This is a genomic window from Amycolatopsis melonis (assembly GCF_040064235.1).
Classification (GTDB): Bacteria; Actinomycetota; Actinomycetes; order Mycobacteriales; family Pseudonocardiaceae; genus Amycolatopsis; species Amycolatopsis melonis.
This window is the reverse complement of sequence record NZ_JBDZYD010000003.1, coordinates 552234-568817: the sequence shown is the minus strand read 5'-3', so window position 1 is coordinate 568817 and position 16584 is coordinate 552234. Positions and strand designations below refer to the sequence as shown.

Genomic DNA, 16584 nt, shown 5'->3' with positions numbered 1-16584 from the left:
ATCACCCGACGTCAGAACGGGCTACACGCTGTGTTCTTCACACGATGGGGGCATCAAGTCGTGTCGAGGATGCGCGGCGGGGCGCGGGTTTGGTTAGGTCGCTTCCGCAACGGCACGTCCATCACGGACCAAGCACGAGGAGATCACGAGTGGCGAACACCGCGGCGAACGAGGGGCAGGGCGCGCAGCGCGCCGGCCGTCTCGTGTCGCGCGTGCTGTTCGTCCTCGGTGGCGCGGTGGCCGGCACGGCCGCCGCGTGGCTCGTTTCCGGCGCCGCCGCTTCCGCCGACACCGTCTCCGTTCCGGTCGCGCCGGTCGCCGACGCGACCGCCGGCGACCTCGGCGACGTGACCGGCGGTGTCTCGGACGTCTCCGGCGAGGTCGCCACCTCGCCGCAGGCCGCGACGGAGTGGAGCAGCCCGCGCGTGTTCGAGCACGAGGTCTCCGAGCGCGTCAGCGACTCGGTCACCGACCTCGCCACGGACACCGTCGTCAGCCCGGTGCAGCGCACCCTCGGCGCGGTCGAGCACATCGCCCGCAAGCCGGAGGACGCCCGCCGGGTCCTCGAGGAGACCGTCGCCCCCGAGCCTGCCAAGGACTTCGGCCGCCAGGTGTGGCAGCTGTTCGACCCGGCCCGCGAGGGCGACCTGCTCCCGCAGCTGCCGGGTCTCGCCCCGGTCGAGCAGGCGCCGGTCACCGCGCCGGTCGGCCAGACCACGGACACGGTCGCCGTCTCGGCCGTCGAACTTCCCGCCGCGTTGCGAGCCGCGCTCGCGATGCCGACGGGTTTCCAGCACGACGAGCGCACCGGTGCGGCGGGCAAGGCCCGCGACGCGCACCGTGACCTGCCGTCGCCGCTGACCCCGGCGCAGCTTCCGGTTGCGCCGTCCGTCCCCACCGCCCCGGGTGGCACCACGGCCCCCGGTGGACACCTCGACGGCCTCAACTTCGGCGTTCCGTTCTGGACGACCGAAGCCGTCGACACCGCCGTCGCGGCGATGAGCCGCGCCGGCCTGCGCCAGACGGCGCGCACCCCGGGCGAGCAGCCCGGTGTCACTCCTGACTGAACACCTCCCTGCACGGGTAGCTGACGCACCCAAGTCCGTCTTCATCTGACGGCGTCCCCGCGTCCGCGAACCATCCGTGCCACGGCGGTGCGCTTTCGTGCGCCCGCAAGAAGTTCCATCCCCCTCTGGTGCCGTTCGAGGCACCTCCACGAGCCCGCAAGGGAACCCGAAATAAAGGAGAAAAACCCCATGCAGACGTGGGCAAAGCGCGGACTCCAGACCGCACTTGTCACGGGTGGGTTGCTGATGCTGGGTACCGGCATCGCTTCGGCTGACGAGAACGTCAACCCCGACACCCCGGCCTCGCCGCTCGACCTCAACGTCACGGTTCCGATCCAGGAAGCCAACAACGCGGTCGGCACCCCCCTCGGCCAGCTGGACCTGCCCGCCGGGCAGACGGAGCTGAGCGCCAAGCCGGTCACCACGGCCGCGAACGAGGCCGTCAAGCAGGTCGACGAAGGCAGCCCGATCGGCCAGAGCACCCTCGGCGGTGTCACCAAGGCCGATGGCGCCGGCGCCTTCACGCCGAGCCACAACCTGCTCAAGGGCAACAAGGTCACCGGCGACGTCGTCGTCCCGATCCAGATCGTGGACAACGCGATCGGCGTGATCGGCGACGCGAACGTCCAGGGCGGGAACCACACCCAGACCTGGGACCACAACCAGGACATCGCGACGACCGGCGAGGGCTCCAGCATCGCGGGCAACGCGGTCGCCCTCGACTGGGCGCTCCCCGTGCAGATCGCCGGCAACGGCGGCGGCGTCGCCGGCGGCACCGGCCGCGTGACCGGTGGGTCGGCCAGCCAGAGCGCGAACGAGACCGGGAACGTCGACACGAACGGCGACGGCTCGGCCCTCTCGGGCAACATCGTGGCGGGCCAGTTCGCCACCCCGGTCCAGGTGACCGGCAACGCCGCTTCGTGGATCCTCGGCAACGGGCAGAGCCACGGCTACTCGGCCGACACGGTCGCCACCTCCGGCGGCTCGCTGTTCACCTCCGGTGACAACAGCGCCGGGTCGGGCAACGTGGTCGGTGCGCCGATCGCCCTGCCGGTCAAGTTCAACTGCAACTCCGGTGCGGTGTGGGGCTCGCTGTCGAACTCCGACGGCTGCAACACCTCCGCCGACGCCACGGCCGGGGACACGCGCGAGGGCAGCCTCGGCATCCCGACCTACCTCGAGACCAGCGGCAACGACTCGTTCCTGTCCGGCAACGGCGGGGCGGCCTCGCTGTCCCCGATCGCGAACGTCGCGGGTGTCGCCGGCTCGTGGATCGGCAACGCCTCCTCGGGCCTCCCCGAATCCGGCAGCTCCTCCAGCACTGTCGACTCGGGTGGCTTCGTCAAGACCGCCGGTGACAACGCGAGCGGCTCGGGCAACGTCCTGAACCCGTCGGTCGCGCTGCCGGTCGAGGCCTTCGGCATCGGTGGCACGTACATCGGCCAGGCGAACGCCGCGCACGACAACACCACCGACGACAACGCCGGCAACGGCAGCTACACCCGGGGCAACGACTCCGTCCTCGGCGGCAACATCATCAACACCCAGACCGCGGGCGCGCCCGAGGTCTTCGGCATCGGCGGCAGCCACATCGGCAACGCGTCCGGTGCGGCGACCGAGGACAAGACGGTCACCGCCGGGGCGTACGACGGCACGCAGGGCAACAACTCGTCCGGCTCGGGCAACGTCGTCCAGGTGCCGGTCGGCCTGCCCGCCGAGGTCTTCGGCATCGGCGGCTCGTTCATCGGCCAGGGCTCCGGCTCGGCCGACGAGACCAAGGTCGTCTCCGGCGGCGGCGGTGGCAGCACCCACGACGACAACGGCTTCCTGAGCTCGAACCTGGGCACGGTGCCGGCGTCGCTGCCGGTGCAGGTCGCCAACATCGGTGGCGCGTTCATCGGACAGGGCCACGGCAAGGGCTCGACCGACACGACCTCCCACGCGGGCGGCGACGTCTCGGCCGACGGCCCGGCGGGTGCCGGCGCGGGCAACATCATCGAGGCCCCGGTCTCGCTGCCGCTGCAGGCGATGGGTGTCGGCGGTGCCCTCGGCGGCATCGGCACCGGCGAGAACGACAACATCACCGACTCCTCGGCGGGCGGCGACGCGCTGACCGACGGCCAGGACGGTGCGTTGACCGGCAACATCGTGAAGGCCCCGATCGCGGGTGCCGGCAACATCTTCGGCGACGGGATCGCCGGGGCGGCGCTGGGCACCGGCACGGGCACCAACGACCTGCAGTCGGCGGCGGGCGGCGACGCCACCACCAACGGTGACCGCGGCAGCGTGGCAGGCAACATCGTCGGCGTGGACGCGCTGCCGGTGGTGCAGGTCTTCGGCGACGCCGTCAGCGCGCTGGGTGTCGCCAAGGGCACCGGCATCAACATGACCTCGGTGGAGAACGCCGGCGACGACACCACGTCGGGCCTCGACGGGGCCATCTCCGGCAACATCCTCGACATCCCGGTGACCGCGATCGCGCAGCTGTTCGGCGACGCGGTGACCGTGGGCGGCGTCGCGCACGCCGTCGGCGACAACACGCTGACCACGGAGAACGGTGGCGAGCCGGTCACCGAGGGCAACGGGTCCGGCCTGTCGGGCTACAACTTCTACCACGCGTTCGCGCTGCCGGTGCAGATCTACGGGGTGCCCCTGGAGCTGCTCGGGGTCGCCACCGCGGACGCGACCGACGTGACGAGCATCGACGAGGCCGAGGACGCCATCGCGTTCCCGGTCGACGGTTCGGAGATGGCGGCCGACGAGCTGCCGTCGCTGACCGGGCTCGCCAGTGGCCTGCCGACGGCGGGGCTGCCGCTGCAGGGCCTGCCCGCGCTGCCCACCACGGCTCCGGTCGGCACCCAGCGTGCCGACGTGCCGCCGGTGACCAGCCCGCTGGCCGGGCTGTCGCAGCTGGCGCACCTGCCGACCCCGGGTGGCATCTCCGGCGTCCCGGCGCTGCCGAAGCCGACCCTGCCGTCGACCTCGGCGCTGCCCGCGGTGACCGGGCTGTCGGCGCTGGGTGGTGCCCTGCCGGGCCACAGCACGCAGCGTGCGGACCTGCCGGCCGCCGGCCTGCCCGTCGCGGTTCCGGCGCTGCCGGCCGTGCCGTCGCTGCCCGCCCTGCCCGCCGAGCGTGCGGACCTGCCGACCGGTGGCCTGCCGGTCGCGCTGCCCGCGCTGCCCGCCCTGGGTGGTCTCCCGGCCCTGCCCGCCGCCCCGGCCCTGCCGGTGAACGCGAAGCTGCCGGTGCTGGACAGCGCCGCCCCGGCCGCTCAGGTTCCGGCGATGTCGGGCCTGGACTCCACCGGCTTCCTCGCGAAGCTGCTGGGCCTGGTGAAGCGCAAGTAGTGCGGTGACGCCGGGCGGGCCCAGCCAGGGTCCGCCCGGCCCCAGACCCCGTTTTCGCGGGCGGGCGTTCCACCGCGCCGCGAGGGCGACCTCGCACGGAACGCCCCCTCCCCGCGATCACGGACCCCGGAAAGCTCTCCTTCCCTGGAGACGGCGAGCCCCAGGAGCCACCCGGCTCCTGGGGCTCGTTCGCGTTCGCGGGTCAGGAGAACTGGAGGGATCGCTTGGCGAGGCCGTGCCAGAAGCCGTCGATCACCGTGCGGCCGGCGGCTTCGGCCGAGCCGGCGCCCAGGGAGACGAACAGCGGGGCGAAGTGCTCGATCCGCGGGTGCGCCAGCGCGGCCGCCGGGGCCTTGTGCCGGAAGTCGAGCAGCGTGTCGACGTCGCCGCCGGCGAGGGCCTCCGCGCCCCAGTGGTCGAACTCGGCCGACCAGGCGGGCGGGGTTCCGTCGGCGGAGCGGGCCATGCCGCTCAGGTTGTGGGTGAAGAAGCCGCTGCCGATGATCAGCACGCCTTCGTCGCGCAGCGGCGCCAGCTTGCGGCCCAGGTCGAACAGCTCCCGCGGGTCGAGCGACGGCATCGACACCTGCAGCACCGGGACGTCGGCATCCGGGTACATCTCGACCAGCGGCACGTAGGCGCCGTGGTCGAGGCCGCGCTCCGGCGCGTCGTGCACCGGCGTGGCTGTCGAGCGCAGCAGCTTCCGCACCTTCTCCGCCAGCTCCGGCGCGCCGGGTGCCGCGTACTTCACCTGGTAGTAGCGCTCGGGGAAGCCCCAGAAGTCGTACACGAGCGGCACCGTCGTCGTCGCGCCGATGGTGAGCGGTGCCTCCTCCCAGTGCGCCGACACGACCAGGATCGCGCGGGGCTTCGGCAGGTCGGCCGCCCAGCCGGCGAGCTGGCGGGTCCAGGTGGCGTCGTCGGCGAGCGGCGGGGCGCCGTGGCTGAGGTAGAGAACCGGCGTGCGGGTCATCGAGCGCTCCAGTGATTGAAAATTCAACTACTAGAGTATCCGACGCCGGCGCGGCCCGGGATATTCCTCAGGCCGCTTCGAGGTTGGCCGCGCAGCGCTCCAGCGTGCGGATCGTCGTGCGGTAGTCGTCGTCGCCGATGCCGTCGATCGCCGTTGCGCGGAAGGCCTGGACGCGCTGCTCGACACGCGTGTGAGCTTCGCGGCCCGCGGCTGTCAGCTCGCCGGTTTCCGTGACCCAGCCGCGTTCGCGCAGGTCGGCGATCTTCGGGGCCATCGAGCCGTCCGCGGCGACGAACGGCGCCATGACCTCGTCGACCTCCTCCGGCGTGCGGGCGCCGAGTGCGATCGTGTTGAGTACCTGCCAATGCCGCCGGGTCAGCGACTCCTCGTCGAGGATCCGGCCCATGGAGGATTCGAGAAGCTCGTGGAGGTGGCGCAGCCACCAGCCGAGGGGTTTCATGGAGACTCCTGAATGTTGATGGACAACTACATGTAAAAGTACATGTAGTTCGGAGGTGAGGCAACCATGACGGACGCGGTGGCCGACGTCGAGCGCGCCATGATCGCGATCCGCCGCAGCCAGCAGCGCCGGGCACTGAGCCGGATCGGCAAGGCGCGCGGTCGCGGCGCGCACGACCCGGTGTATGAGCTGCTCGACGTCGTCGAGGAACTCGCCGAACGCGGCGAGCCCAGCACGGTGACGGCACTGAGCACGGCGATGGGCGTCGACCAGCCGCGCGCCAGCCGCCTGGTGGCGCGCGCGGTCGAGCAAGGCCTGCTCCGCCGCGAAGCCGACCAGCGCGACGGGCGGCGCGCGGTGCTCGTGCCGACACCGGAGGGCCAGGCACACCTCGACGACATGCACGCCTTCCGGCGCGGGGTGTTCGCCGAGGTCATGGCGGACTGGCCGGAGGAGGACCGCGAGACGTTCGGCAGGCTCCTCACGGCGTTCGTCCGCGGGTACAGCGCCCTCGGCTAGTCGTGCGAGAGGTCGACGAACCGGCTGTAGTGCAGCTGGTGCGCGACGGTGATCGTCGCCGTCGGCCCGGCACGGTGCTTGGCGATGATCAGGTCCGCCTCGCCCGCCCGCGGGTCGTCGCGCTCCCAGGCGTCCGGGCGGTTGACCAGGATGACGAGGTCGGCGTCCTGCTCCAGGGAGCCGGACTCACGCAGGTCGGACAGCATCGGCCGCTTGTCCGTGCGCTGTTCGGGACCACGGTTCAGCTGGCTGATCGCGATCACCGGCACCTCGAGCTCCTTGGCCAGCAGCTTCATCTGCCGGGAGAACTCCGAGACCTCCTGCTGCCGCGACTCGACGCGCTTGCCGGACGTCATCAGCTGCAGGTAGTCGAGGACGACCAGCTTGAGGTCGTGACGCTGCTTCAGACGGCGGGCCTTCGCGCGGATCTCCATCATCGTCATGTTCGGCGAGTCGTCGACGAACAGCGGCGCCTCGGACACCTCGCTCATCCGGCGGGCCAGCCGCGTCCAGTCGTCGTCGGACATCTTGCCGCCGCGCATGTCGGCGAGGCGGATCTTGGCCTCGGCCGAGAGCATGCGCATGACGATCTCGGTGCGGCTCATTTCCAGCGAGAAGATGACGCTGGTCAGGCCGTGCCGGATGGACGCCGACCGCGCGAAGTCCAGGCCCAGTGTCGACTTGCCGACACCGGGACGGGCCGCGACGATGATCATCTGGCCCGGGTGCAGGCCGTTGGTCAGCTCGTCGAAGTCGGCGAAGCCGGTCGGGATGCCCTGTGACTGGCCGCCGCGCGAGGCGATCGCGTCGATCTCGTCCATCGTCGGCTGCAGCAGCTCTTCCAGCGCGACGTAGTCCTCGCTGGTCCGCCGCTCGGTGACGTCGTAGATCGCCGCCTGCGCGCGGTCGACCACCTCGTCGATGTTCGCGCCGTCGCCCGCCGCCGCGCCGTAGCCGTACTGCACGATCCGGGTGCCCGCCTCGACCAGCCGGCGCAGCACCGCCTTCTCCGCGACGATCTCCGCGTAGTAGCCCGCGTTCGCGGCCGTCGGCACCGTCGCGATCAGCGTGTGCAGGTAGGGCGCGCCGCCGACGCGGCCCAGCTCGCCGCGCCGCTCCAGCTCCGCCGACACCGTGATCGGGTCGGCAGGCTCGCCGCGGCCGTAGAGGTCGAGGATGCAGTCGTAGATGGCCTGGTGCGCGGGCCGGTAGAAGTCGTCGGGGCCGAGCGCTTCGATGACGTCGGCGACCGCGTCCTTGGACAGCAGCATCCCGCCGAGCACCGACTGCTCGGCCGCGATGTCCTGTGGTGGCTGGCGGTCGAACCCGCCGGAGCCGGGGTCGCTCGGACCCGGGTCGGACTCCGCGTACGTCGGACCGCGGTCGTCGGTCAGCGCCACCGCCTCGGACACCTCCTCATCGTGTCGAACACGCGTTCGATTATGCCGGATCTTCGCTCTCGAAGCACGCGGCCGGCGCCCGTGCTCCCGTCCCCGTGCCCGCCTCCCGATGATCGGCGACCACGCCGGCCGGCCGTCGCAGGACACGCGGAGCGCCACCGTGAGTACAGGCCCGAGCGGGCACGCTAGATCCCCCGGAAGGCCGATGCCAAATCAGGGTGGGGACCCATCTGTGGACAACCTGGGGATGAATGGGGGTATCCAGTCACAGGTTCCCCGAGAGCTGTGGACAAGTTGGGGACAAGCGTGATCGGCTTCGGTAAAGCCGCAGGTCAAACACTGTGTACAAGATGTGGAGAACTCCCGTGAAACTCGTCCGGCGTGTCGCGCGAAGTCCGTTCTTCGGCGTGTCGTGGACCAGCCGTGGCCCATTGGGTCGCGCCACCTGTGGATGAAAATCACGGAGCGTAGAGCCGTAACCCGGTGGGCTGAACGGTGGCCGGGTCAGGCGGCGGTGAGCCGGCCCTGTGCGCTGCGTAACCGCTCAGCGAGAACGCGCTGGTCGGCCGGGGTGAAGGCGATCCGGTTCTCCCCGCGCCCGGGAATCTCCTCGGTCAGCCAGCGGCCTTCGGAGGTATCGATGTAGTTCACCGGGCGTTCGATCCGGTGCCACGCGCCGGTGCGGCTGCGGGCGGCGACGTACAGGCTGCCACTCCCCATCCGGCGCAACGCGAGGATCCGGCGGAGTTCCTCCACCTCCTGCGACCCCTCGGCCGGGCGGCCGCCGCGGAGCACGGCGACCTCGCCGTCGTCGTGGCTCGACGTCCCTTCGAGCCGGCTCTTCGGCACCGCCAGCGGCGTCCCGCGGCCGGGCGCCAGCTTCGGGATCTGGCCGAGGAAGTCGTCGAGCAGCTCCCCGGGCCGCGACGACTCCAGCACGACGACGTCCAGCTCCTCGTGCTTGGCCAGCACGAACGCCTCACCGCCGGCACTGCCCGCCAGCAGCCGGTAGCTCACCGGCTTGCCCTGGAACCCGCCGTCGATCCAGCCGTAGTACTCCAGCTGCGGCCGGGCGATCGCCTCGACCGTCGCGACGAACCCGGCGTGCATGCCGCGCGGGCCGAACAGCCCGGCCTTGGCCAGCTCGGCGTTGGCCCGCTCGTCCTCGGCGCGCTGGGCCTCGTCGCTGTACCAGGCAGGCCGCTCGGCCAGCACCGTGTGCGGCTCGCCGCCCCGCCGCCGGATCAGGTTGATCAGGGTGCCGGTCGTGATGGTGACCTGCTTGTCCAGCACCGCTCTTCCCCCATGAAGATCGAACCCAGTGAAATCGTGAACCCGGACGCCGGGCGCGCCCATCTTGGCACGCGCCCGGAAGCCTGCGAGGTTTATTCGCCGATGACCGGCGGCGCGGTCAGCTCGTCGGTCCCGAAGATCTCGTTCGGGTCGTCCCCGAGCAGGTACTTCGACGTCCGTTCTTCGTCGCCGCCGCCCTGGCCCTTGGCGCCGTGCCCCATCGGGCCCATGCCGCCCATCCCGGCGGCGCCGCCGCGGCCCGCGCCCATGGCACCGCCCGCACCCATCGCACCGCCGGCACCAGGGCCGCCCCGGCCCGCGCCCGCAGCGCCGTCGGGGACGGCCACGCCGGACGAACCACCAGGCCCGAAGCCCACGCCACCCGGCCCGAAACCGGCCGTCGGGTCGCCGATGCCGCCCGAGCCACCGGGCCCGAAGCCCGCGGTCGGATCGCCGATGCCACCCGCCCCGCCGGGCCCGAAGCCGCCGCCCGCGCCGGGCAGCTTCGGCGGCGTGTAGCCCGACGAATGGGTGCCGTCGAAGTTCGGCGGAGTGTAGGGGCCCGGCCCGGGAATCCGCGGCGGGTCGTAGTTGCCGCCCGGGATCCGGCCCGGATCGAAGTTCGGCGGCTTCGACGGGTCGAAGCCGGGGATCTTGCCAGGGTCGAAGCTGCCGCCGGGCGTGTTCGGCTGGCCGCCGAAGTGCGGCACGCCGCCCGGACCCGGCATGTTCACGCCACCGGGCACCGACCCGGAGCCGTTCGGGTCCTGGCTGCCGGTGCGGCCGTCGTCGCCGGGCTTGCGGCGGCCGTCCTTGCCGCCGCCGTCGACGGTGACGTTCTCCTGCTGCCCCTGCAGCGCGGAGTACGTCGGCATCTTCTGGCCGTTGTCGTTGCTCGCCTTGTAGTAGGTGTTGAAGGCGTCGACGTTGGCCTGGCCCTTGGCGTTGTAGTCGCGGATCGCCCGGTCGGTGTCGGTCGTCCACGGCTTGAGCGCGTTGAGCAGGTTGTTCTTCGGCGGGTCCTTCGGCACCTCCTGCACCTGGGCGTGCACCGTGGTGAAGGCGTTGTGCTGCTCGCCGAGGTACTTGTCGGACTCGGTGAGCTTCGTGCCGGAGTCCTCCATCCACACCCGCAGCGGGTGCGCGCCCGCCTTCTGCGCCGCCTCCGCGCCGCCGCCGGTCCAGGCCGCGTCCATCTCCTTCGCCAGCGCGTCGATGGTGGCCAGCCGCTCCTGGTAGGCACCCCGGAGCCGGCTCGCCGCCGACTGCCCGCTCGCGATCGAGCCGGGGCCGGGACCGTGGGTGATCTTCTCCCAGATGTCGTAGCAGTCGATCTTGCGGTCGCCCTGCACGGACGTGTGGTCGTCCGAGTGCGTCGTCGCCAGGTTGTACGCGGCGAACCCGCCCAGCAGCACCAGTTCCAGCATCTCAGGCTCCCAGGGTCCGGACCATGATCTCGCCGAACTTCGCCGCCACCGAGCACGGGTCCGACGCGCCGTCACCGTGGTCGTACTGGACCAGGATGTTGACCACCAGCTGGTCGGTCACCGCGACGAAGAGGCCGCACTTGCCGTTCTTGCGGTCGTCCACCGCGGCGGCGTAGACCCCGGGATAGCCGTAGCTCTGCGTCTCGCCCCAGTAGGCGTCGTTGGCCCTGGTGTCGTAGACGTCCTGCAGGCCGTTCTTGTTCGCCGTCACCGTGGTCACGTCGATCTGGTTGCCCGGGTCGGCGGTCTCCTGGAAGGTGCAGCTGGGACCGTTGCCGGTGGTCCGCGGCTCGCCCTCGCCGAGGCCGAGCGACGAGCGCCCGGTCGCGTCGAGCGTCGCGCAGGCGTCCGAGGTGATCGCCGTGACGTTGAGCGGGTGCGGCACGTGCGGCGCCGTGTCGGCGGTGGACCGGGTGGTGGTCTCGCTGCCCGTCGTGCCCGTGGCGAGCGCCGGGTTGGCCGTGCCGTGGGTCCGGCTGGTGCAGCCCGCGACGGCGAGCACCGCGCAGGCCAGTGCCGGGACGGCGAGGAGTCGTCGGTTCACGTGGCCTGGTTCCCCGTCTGCGAGAGGTCGGCGTGGGTGTCCGACTCCTTGGTGGTGATCCGCTGCTTCGCGGCGGTCAGCGCGTCGATGTAGTTCTTGACGTATTCCTGCATCTTGCGGTTCTGTTCCAGGAACGCCTTGCCGGAGGGGTTCGCGAGCTTCTCCCAGTCGCCGCTGGCGAACTCCTTGCCGGGCGCCTTGACGTTCGCCATCAGGTTGGCGTCGTCGTAGTCGCGCTTCAGGTCGGCCTGCAGGTCCTGCCACTTCTTGATGACGCCGTCGATCTTGTCGGCGTCGAAGGTGAAGCCGCCGCCGCCCCCTGGCCCGCCGTTGGCGGGCGCGGACATGCTGACCTCGTTAGCCATGCGATTCCATCCCCTTCACGTCCTCGCCCATTCTCCTCGGACGGGGCGCGGGCGTCCGGGGTTCCCCGAAAAGGGTGGTCAGGTGAGCGCGCTCTGGGCGTTGCGCAGCCGCTCGCCGATCGCCTGCGGCGTGCCGGGGGTGAACACGACGAGCGAGTCGCCGCGGCCGGGGCGTTCCTCCATGAGCCAGCGGCCCTCGGCGGTGTCGACGAAGTTGAGCGGCCGCGGGCAGCGCTGCCGCCGGGTGCCGGGACCCCGGCGGCCTGCCACGTACAGCGTGCCCGCCCCGGTCCTCGGCAGGCCCATGATCCGCTGGATCTCCTTGAGCGGCGAGAGCTGCTCGTGGCGCCCTGGCGCCTTCTGCATGATGGACTGCCGGTCGTCCTCGGCCGTGGCCGCGCGGCCGCTCTCGTACTCGCTCTTGCTGGTGACCAGCGGCTGGCCGGACGCCGGGCGGCCGGCCGGGATCATGTCGAGGAACGTCGGCAGCACCTGGTCGGACCGCTGCCGCTGCAGCACCACGGTGTCGTCACCGCTGACCCGGATGAGCGCGAAGCCCCCACCGCTGCCGCTGCCGGACAACGCGGAGAACTTCGCCGGGCTGCCGTCCTCGAACTCGCCGTCGAACCAGCCGTAGTACTCCAGTTGCGGATGCGAGAGCGACTCGAGCACGGCGAGCAGGTCGCGGTCCATGCCCCGCGGCCCCAGCAGGCCCGCCTCGGTCAGCACGTCGTTGACCTGCTTGTCGAGCAGGCGCTCGGCCGTCTCGTCGTAGAACGTCGGCGTCTCGGCGAACGTCTGGTGCGCTTCGCCGCCCCGGCGCTTGATCAGGTTCAGCAGCGTCGGGATGGTGAACTTCGTGGGCTGGTCGAGCACGGGTCGGTCCTTCGGGTCATTCGCCGATGACGGGCGGCGCGGTCAGCACGTCGGTGCCGAAGAGCTCGTTCGGGTCCTCGGCGACGAGGTACTTGCTGCTGTGCTCCTCGTCCTCGGCGCCCTTGCCGCCCTTGCCGGCGCCGTGCGGCCCCATGCCGCCCATCCCGCCGGCACCGGTCGCCCCGGGACGGCCGGCAGCCATGCCGCCCGCACCCCGCGTCCCGGCCGCGCCGCCGGCCCCGGCCTCGGCCGCGCCGGAGAGCGCGCCGCTGCCCGGGCCGAACCCGGCGCCGAACCCGGCCGTTCCGGCACCGGCGTCAACGCCGCCGCCGCCGGGGCCGAAGCCGCCGCCACCACCCGCGGGGCCGAAGCCACCGCCGGGCGGGCCGAAGCTGCTCGTGCTGGGGTCGAGGTACCCGGCCGCGTTCGTGCCGTCGCCGAACCGGCCCGGCCCGGGGATTTCCGGTGGCTGGTAGTGCCCACCCGGCGGGGTGGGGACCGGAGTCGGGGTGACGTGCGGCGGCGTGACCGGTGGCGGCGTCACGCGCGGCGGGGTGTCGAACTTCGGGGTGCCGATCTGGGGCGGGGTGAACGAGCCGCCACCCCCACCGCCGCCGCCGAAGGAGCCGCCACCGCCGCCGCCGAAGTTCCCGCCGCCGTTGCCGAAGTTGCCGCCACCGCCCGGGTCGGAGATGTTGTTGCCCTGCCAGGCCTGGTACTGCGGCATGCCGGCGGCGTTCTGCACGCTCGCCTGGTAGTAGGCGGTGAACGCGGCGACGTTCGTCTTGCCCTGCTCGTTGTACCGGTTGATCTCGTCGTCCTTGTCGCTGAACGGGTTGATCCCGTCCATGAACCCCGCGGACGGCGGTTCCTTCGCGATCTCCTGCACCTTGCCCTTGACGGTGTGGAACGAGTCCGCCTGGTTGGTGAGGTAGGTGTGGCTGCGCTGCAGGTTGTTCGCCGACGAGTCGAGCCAGATCCCCAGCGGGTGGGCGCCGGCCTGTGCGGCCGACGCGGCGTTGCCCTGCCAGGCGGCGTCCATCGTCTTGTTGAGCGCGTCGATCTGGCGCGAGCGCTCGGCGTGCACCTCCTGCAGGGCCTTGGCGGCCGCGGAGCCCTCGTCGAGCGACTGGGTGTTGCCCGGGCTGATCTGCTCCCAGATGGCGCGCGCGTCGATCGAGCGGCCGCCGAGGTTCGCCTCCGCGTGCTGGGCGTCCGGCCCGCCGCTGAACAGGCCGACCAGGCTCCCCGCGACGGCCCCGACCCCGGCACCGACCGCCGTGCCCACCCCGGGCACGACCGACCCGACCGCCGCCCCGATCCCGGCGCCGGCGGCGGCGTACTTCAGCTCCTTGCCGACGGTGTTGGCGTCGTTCCCCATGAGGTGCCATCCCTCCCGAGGCGCTCGGCAGCGCGGCTCACGCCGCGCCCTTGAGATGCTGGATCATCGCTTCCGCGACCTTCTGGGCCACGGTGCACGGCTGGGTCTTGTTCTCGCCACGGAGGATCTGGGCGGTGACGACGACCGCGAGCTGGTCGGTCACGCCGACCCAGATCGGGCAGTTGCCCTGGGACCGCAGGTCGGAGACGTTCGTGGAGACCGCCGGGTACCCGGCGATCGTCAGCGGCTCGAAGTAGGCGCCGCGCTCCTTGCCCGCGTAGATGTCGCTCAGGCCGTTCTTGTTGGTGGGGAACGGGCTCACCGACACGGTGTTGGCGTCCGTGCTGACCGAGGCCCACGTGCAGTCCGGGCCGGCCGGGCCCTTGGTGACCTCGCCGGGCTTGACCATGCCGATGTCGTCCTGCTGGGCAGGCGAGAGCGCACTGCAGGGCGCCGAGAGCAGGCCGTCGACCGGCAGCGGCGCAGGGACCTTCGGCGCGTCGCCGCCCTGGCCCTGGCTTGCCGTGGTGCCGGTGGTGGGACTGGTGGTGTCGGCCGAGCCGGTCCCGGTTTTCGGGCTGCTGCACGCGGTGAGCAGGGTGAGCGCGGCGACGGCGGCCGCGGCGAGCCGGACGGTGCGGAACACGGGCACTAGAATCCTTTTCCCTGGCTCTTGACCGCGTCGGTGGCCTGCTGCTCGCCTGCCTTGATCTTGCCGCTGGCCTCTTCGAGCGCCCTGATGTAGTTGTCGACGTACTGAGCCATCTTCTGGTGCTGCTCGAGCAGGGTGTTGCCGGACAGCTTGGCACCGGTGTTGACGAAGTCGCCGCTGGCGAACTCCTGCCCCGGCGGCTTGACCCAGGCGATCGCCTGCGCGTTCTTGATGTCGTTGGTCAGCTCCCGGCGCAGGTCCTTCCACTGGTTGATCACCGCGTCGACCTGGCCCGGCTCGAACCGGTAGCCGCCGGGAGTGCCGCCGCTGCCGACCTGGATCGGCGCGGGTGGTGGCACTTCGCTCATCAGAGACCCCCCTTCGCTGCGTCCCGCTGACACCTCGGATCTTAACGCAGCCGCTTCCCGGCCTGCCCCGTCAAGCACACAGGCGGGGCACCCCGTTCGTGGGGTGCCCCGCCTGGTGAGGAGCCTGGCCGGGCCTTACTGCGCGGCCTTGACCTCGAGCCGCACGTCGACCTTCACGTCCGGGTGCAGCCGGGCGCCGACCGAGTGCTTGCCGACGGTCTTGATGTGCTCGCGCAGCTCGATGACGCGCTTGTCGAGCAGCGGGCCACCGGCCGCCTTGATCGCCTCGACGATCTCGCCGGCGGTGATCGAACCGAAGAGCTTCTTCGAGCCCTCGGCCGCCTTGCCGGTCAGCTGGATGGCGCCGAGGCCCTCCAGCGTCGCCTTGATCTCCTTGGCGTGGTCGAGGTCGCGGATGCGACGGCTCTCCTGCGCCCGCTGGATGGTGCGCACGTTCTTCTCCGCGCCCTTGGAGGCCACGATCGCGTAGCCCCGCGGGAGCAGGTAGTTGCGCGCGTAGCCGTCCTTGACCTCGACGATGTCGCCGGGGCCGCCCAGGTTGGCCACGTCGGTGGTGAGGATGATCTTCGCCATGTCCGTGCCCTCCCTTAGCGCGCGGTCGAGGTGTAGGGCAGCAGCGCCATTTCGCGGGAGTTCTTGACCGCGATGGCGATGTCACGCTGGTGCTGGCTGCAGTTGCCGGTGACGCGACGGGCCCGGATCTTGCCGCGGTCGGAGATGTACTTCCGCAGCAGGTTGGTGTCCTTGTAGTCGATCAGTTCCGGGCGGCCCTTCTTCTCGGCCTTGCAGAACACGCAGACCTTCTTCTTGGGCTTGCGGATGGGTGGCTTGGCCACTGGTTACTCCTGGAAAGTCAAATCTTGCAGATGTGTGCGCTCGCGCGCGAGATCAGAAGGGGGGCTCGTCGCTGAAGCCGCCACCGCCGCCACCGGCGGGCGGGGCCGAACCCCACGGGTCGTCGGCGGGCATGCCGCCGCCGCCTCCGCGGCTGCCACCGCCACCGCCGCCACCGAAGTCACCGCCGCCACCGCGGCTGACCTTGTTGACCTTGGCCGTGGCGTAGCGCAGCGAGGGACCGATCTCGTCGACCTCGAGCTCGACGACGGTCCGCTTCTCGCCTTCCTTGGTCTCGAACGACCGCTGCTTCAGGCGGCCCTGGACGACGACGCGGGCGCCGCGGGTCAGGGACTCGGCGACGTTCTCCGCCGCCTGGCGCCAGATGTTGCAGCGCAGGAACAGCGCCTCGCCGTCCTTCCACTCGCCGGACTGCCGGTCGAGGGTGCGCGGGGTGGACGCGACGGTGAAGTTCGCGACCGCCGCACCGGACGGGGTGAAGCGCAGCTCCGGGTCGGACGTCAGGTTGCCGACCACCGTGATGACGGTGTCTCCAGCCATCGGGATTCCCCTCGGGCTCAGGCCTTGGCGGCGGGCTTGGCCGCGGCGCGCTTGACCTCGCGGCGCATGACCTTGGTGCGGAGCACGGTCTCCTGCAGCGAAAGCTGGCGGTCGAGCTCCTTGACCGCGTCCGCGGAGGAGTTCAGGTCCAGCAGGGCGTAGATGCCCTCGGCGTGCTTCTTGATCTCGTACGAAAGGCGGCGGCGGCCCCAGACGTCGACCTTCTCCACGGAACCGCCCGAAGTGCGGATCACGTTGAGGAAGTTGTCCAGCGTGGGGGCGACCGTGCGCTCGTCGAGCGTGGGGTCCAGGATGACCATTACCTCGTAATGGCGTGACACAACCACTCACCTCCTATGGGCTCGCGGCCACGGGCTGTCCGTGGCAGGAGGGTTTGTCCAGGTAAGGCTACCTGGGGGCACCGACAGGACCCGA

The 16584-nt window shown here is 71.4% G+C and carries 18 protein-coding genes; 3 read left to right on the top strand and 15 right to left on the bottom strand.

Features of this window, described 5'->3' with window-relative positions; genetic code table 11:
- Positions 1–149 precede the first annotated feature (149 nt).
- Together ABJI51_RS10665 and ABJI51_RS10660 are read left to right on the top strand one after the other, a co-directional pair.
- Positions 150–1067: a hypothetical protein gene (locus ABJI51_RS10665; RefSeq protein WP_348949637.1), complete on the top strand. Its 918-nt coding sequence runs from the start codon at positions 150–152 to the stop codon at positions 1065–1067.
- Positions 1068–1256: 189 nt separating this feature from the next.
- Positions 1257–4415: a beta strand repeat-containing protein gene (locus tag ABJI51_RS10660; protein ID WP_348949635.1), complete on the top strand. Its 3159-nt coding sequence runs from the start codon at positions 1257–1259 to the stop codon at positions 4413–4415.
- A 202-nt stretch (positions 4416–4617) separates the two neighbouring features.
- Here the strand turns inward: ABJI51_RS10660 and ABJI51_RS10655 are convergent, their stop codons facing one another.
- Complete coding sequence (locus ABJI51_RS10655) at positions 4618–5388, bottom strand: dioxygenase family protein (protein WP_348949633.1); 771 nt, start codon at positions 5386–5388, stop codon at positions 4618–4620.
- 67 nt (positions 5389–5455) lie between these two features.
- The gene (locus ABJI51_RS10650) at positions 5456–5848 is read right to left on the bottom strand and encodes a helix-turn-helix domain-containing protein (RefSeq protein ID WP_348949631.1); all 393 of its coding nucleotides are present in this window, start codon (positions 5846–5848) and stop codon (positions 5456–5458) included.
- A 66-nt stretch (positions 5849–5914) separates the two neighbouring features.
- Between ABJI51_RS10650 and ABJI51_RS10645 the strand changes: the two genes are divergently transcribed.
- Complete coding sequence (locus ABJI51_RS10645; protein WP_348949630.1) at positions 5915–6367, top strand: MarR family winged helix-turn-helix transcriptional regulator; 453 nt, start codon at positions 5915–5917, stop codon at positions 6365–6367.
- On the opposite strand, the gene dnaB is transcribed toward ABJI51_RS10645, so the two are convergent.
- The 13 genes from dnaB to rpsF all read right to left on the bottom strand — a co-directional run bounded on the left by dnaB (position 6364) and on the right by rpsF (position 16490).
- Positions 6364–7767, bottom strand: coding sequence for a replicative DNA helicase (gene dnaB, locus ABJI51_RS10640; protein ID WP_348949821.1), 1404 nt, complete (start codon positions 7765–7767; stop codon positions 6364–6366). The genes ABJI51_RS10645 and dnaB overlap by 4 nt on opposite strands.
- Before the next feature lie 504 nt (positions 7768–8271).
- Entirely contained in the window at positions 8272–9060 is a 789-nt protein-coding gene (locus tag ABJI51_RS10635) for an ESX secretion-associated protein EspG (RefSeq protein WP_348949628.1), read from the bottom strand.
- A gap of 92 nt (positions 9061–9152) precedes the next feature.
- On the bottom strand, positions 9153–10487 hold the full coding sequence (locus ABJI51_RS10630; RefSeq protein ID WP_348949626.1) for a hypothetical protein: 1335 nt from the start codon (positions 10485–10487) through the stop codon (positions 9153–9155).
- Position 10488: 1 nt separating this feature from the next.
- A complete protein-coding gene (locus ABJI51_RS10625; protein ID WP_348949624.1) occupies positions 10489–11091 on the bottom strand; it encodes a DUF3558 domain-containing protein in 603 nt (200 codons plus the stop codon).
- Positions 11088–11456 carry a hypothetical protein gene (locus tag ABJI51_RS10620; RefSeq protein ID WP_348949622.1) on the bottom strand — a complete coding sequence of 123 codons (369 nt, stop codon included), beginning with the start codon at positions 11454–11456 and terminating at the stop codon, positions 11088–11090. The genes ABJI51_RS10625 and ABJI51_RS10620 overlap by 4 nt, the downstream gene beginning before the upstream one ends.
- A gap of 78 nt (positions 11457–11534) precedes the next feature.
- On the bottom strand, positions 11535–12332 hold the full coding sequence (locus ABJI51_RS10615) for an ESX secretion-associated protein EspG (RefSeq protein WP_348949621.1): 798 nt from the start codon (positions 12330–12332) through the stop codon (positions 11535–11537).
- A gap of 16 nt (positions 12333–12348) precedes the next feature.
- Positions 12349–13713: a hypothetical protein gene (locus ABJI51_RS10610; protein WP_348949620.1), complete on the bottom strand. Its 1365-nt coding sequence runs from the start codon at positions 13711–13713 to the stop codon at positions 12349–12351.
- A gap of 37 nt (positions 13714–13750) precedes the next feature.
- Entirely contained in the window at positions 13751–14359 is a 609-nt protein-coding gene (locus ABJI51_RS10605) for a DUF3558 domain-containing protein (protein ID WP_348949619.1), read from the bottom strand.
- A 5-nt stretch (positions 14360–14364) separates the two neighbouring features.
- Positions 14365–14733, bottom strand: coding sequence for a hypothetical protein (locus ABJI51_RS10600; RefSeq protein ID WP_348949618.1), 369 nt, complete (start codon positions 14731–14733; stop codon positions 14365–14367).
- 135 nt (positions 14734–14868) lie between these two features.
- Positions 14869–15327 carry a 50S ribosomal protein L9 gene (gene rplI / locus ABJI51_RS10595; protein ID WP_348949616.1) on the bottom strand — a complete coding sequence of 153 codons (459 nt, stop codon included), beginning with the start codon at positions 15325–15327 and terminating at the stop codon, positions 14869–14871.
- Between the two features lie 14 nt (positions 15328–15341).
- Positions 15342–15590, bottom strand: coding sequence for a 30S ribosomal protein S18 (gene rpsR, locus ABJI51_RS10590; RefSeq protein WP_003098744.1), 249 nt, complete (start codon positions 15588–15590; stop codon positions 15342–15344).
- Between the two features lie 52 nt (positions 15591–15642).
- A complete protein-coding gene (locus tag ABJI51_RS10585; RefSeq protein WP_072475379.1) occupies positions 15643–16149 on the bottom strand; it encodes a single-stranded DNA-binding protein in 507 nt (168 codons plus the stop codon).
- A 17-nt stretch (positions 16150–16166) separates the two neighbouring features.
- Positions 16167–16490, bottom strand: a complete 324-nt coding sequence (rpsF, locus tag ABJI51_RS10580; protein ID WP_177328751.1) for a 30S ribosomal protein S6 — start codon at positions 16488–16490, stop codon at positions 16167–16169.
- Between the last annotated feature and the right edge of the window lie 94 nt (positions 16491–16584).

What these genes read in the sequence shown, in the direction of transcription:
- ABJI51_RS10660 (WP_348949635.1), top strand. Translation starts at nt 1,257, where the DNA reads ATGCAGACGTGGGCAAAGCGCGGACTCCAGACCGCACTTGTCACGGGT.
- ABJI51_RS10655 (WP_348949633.1), bottom strand. Translation starts at nt 5,388, where the DNA reads ATGACCCGCACGCCGGTTCTCTACCTCAGCCACGGCGCCCCGCCGCTC.
- ABJI51_RS10650 (WP_348949631.1), bottom strand. Translation starts at nt 5,848, where the DNA reads ATGAAACCCCTCGGCTGGTGGCTGCGCCACCTCCACGAGCTTCTCGAA.
- ABJI51_RS10645 (WP_348949630.1), top strand. Translation starts at nt 5,915, where the DNA reads ATGACGGACGCGGTGGCCGACGTCGAGCGCGCCATGATCGCGATCCGC.
- ABJI51_RS10630 (WP_348949626.1), bottom strand. Translation starts at nt 10,487, where the DNA reads ATGCTGGAACTGGTGCTGCTGGGCGGGTTCGCCGCGTACAACCTGGCG.
- ABJI51_RS10620 (WP_348949622.1), bottom strand. Translation starts at nt 11,456, where the DNA reads ATGGCTAACGAGGTCAGCATGTCCGCGCCCGCCAACGGCGGGCCAGGG.
- ABJI51_RS10610 (WP_348949620.1), bottom strand. Translation starts at nt 13,713, where the DNA reads ATGGGGAACGACGCCAACACCGTCGGCAAGGAGCTGAAGTACGCCGCC.
- ABJI51_RS10600 (WP_348949618.1), bottom strand. Translation starts at nt 14,733, where the DNA reads ATGAGCGAAGTGCCACCACCCGCGCCGATCCAGGTCGGCAGCGGCGGC.
- rplI (WP_348949616.1), bottom strand. Translation starts at nt 15,327, where the DNA reads ATGGCGAAGATCATCCTCACCACCGACGTGGCCAACCTGGGCGGCCCC.
- ABJI51_RS10585 (WP_072475379.1), bottom strand. Translation starts at nt 16,149, where the DNA reads ATGGCTGGAGACACCGTCATCACGGTGGTCGGCAACCTGACGTCCGAC.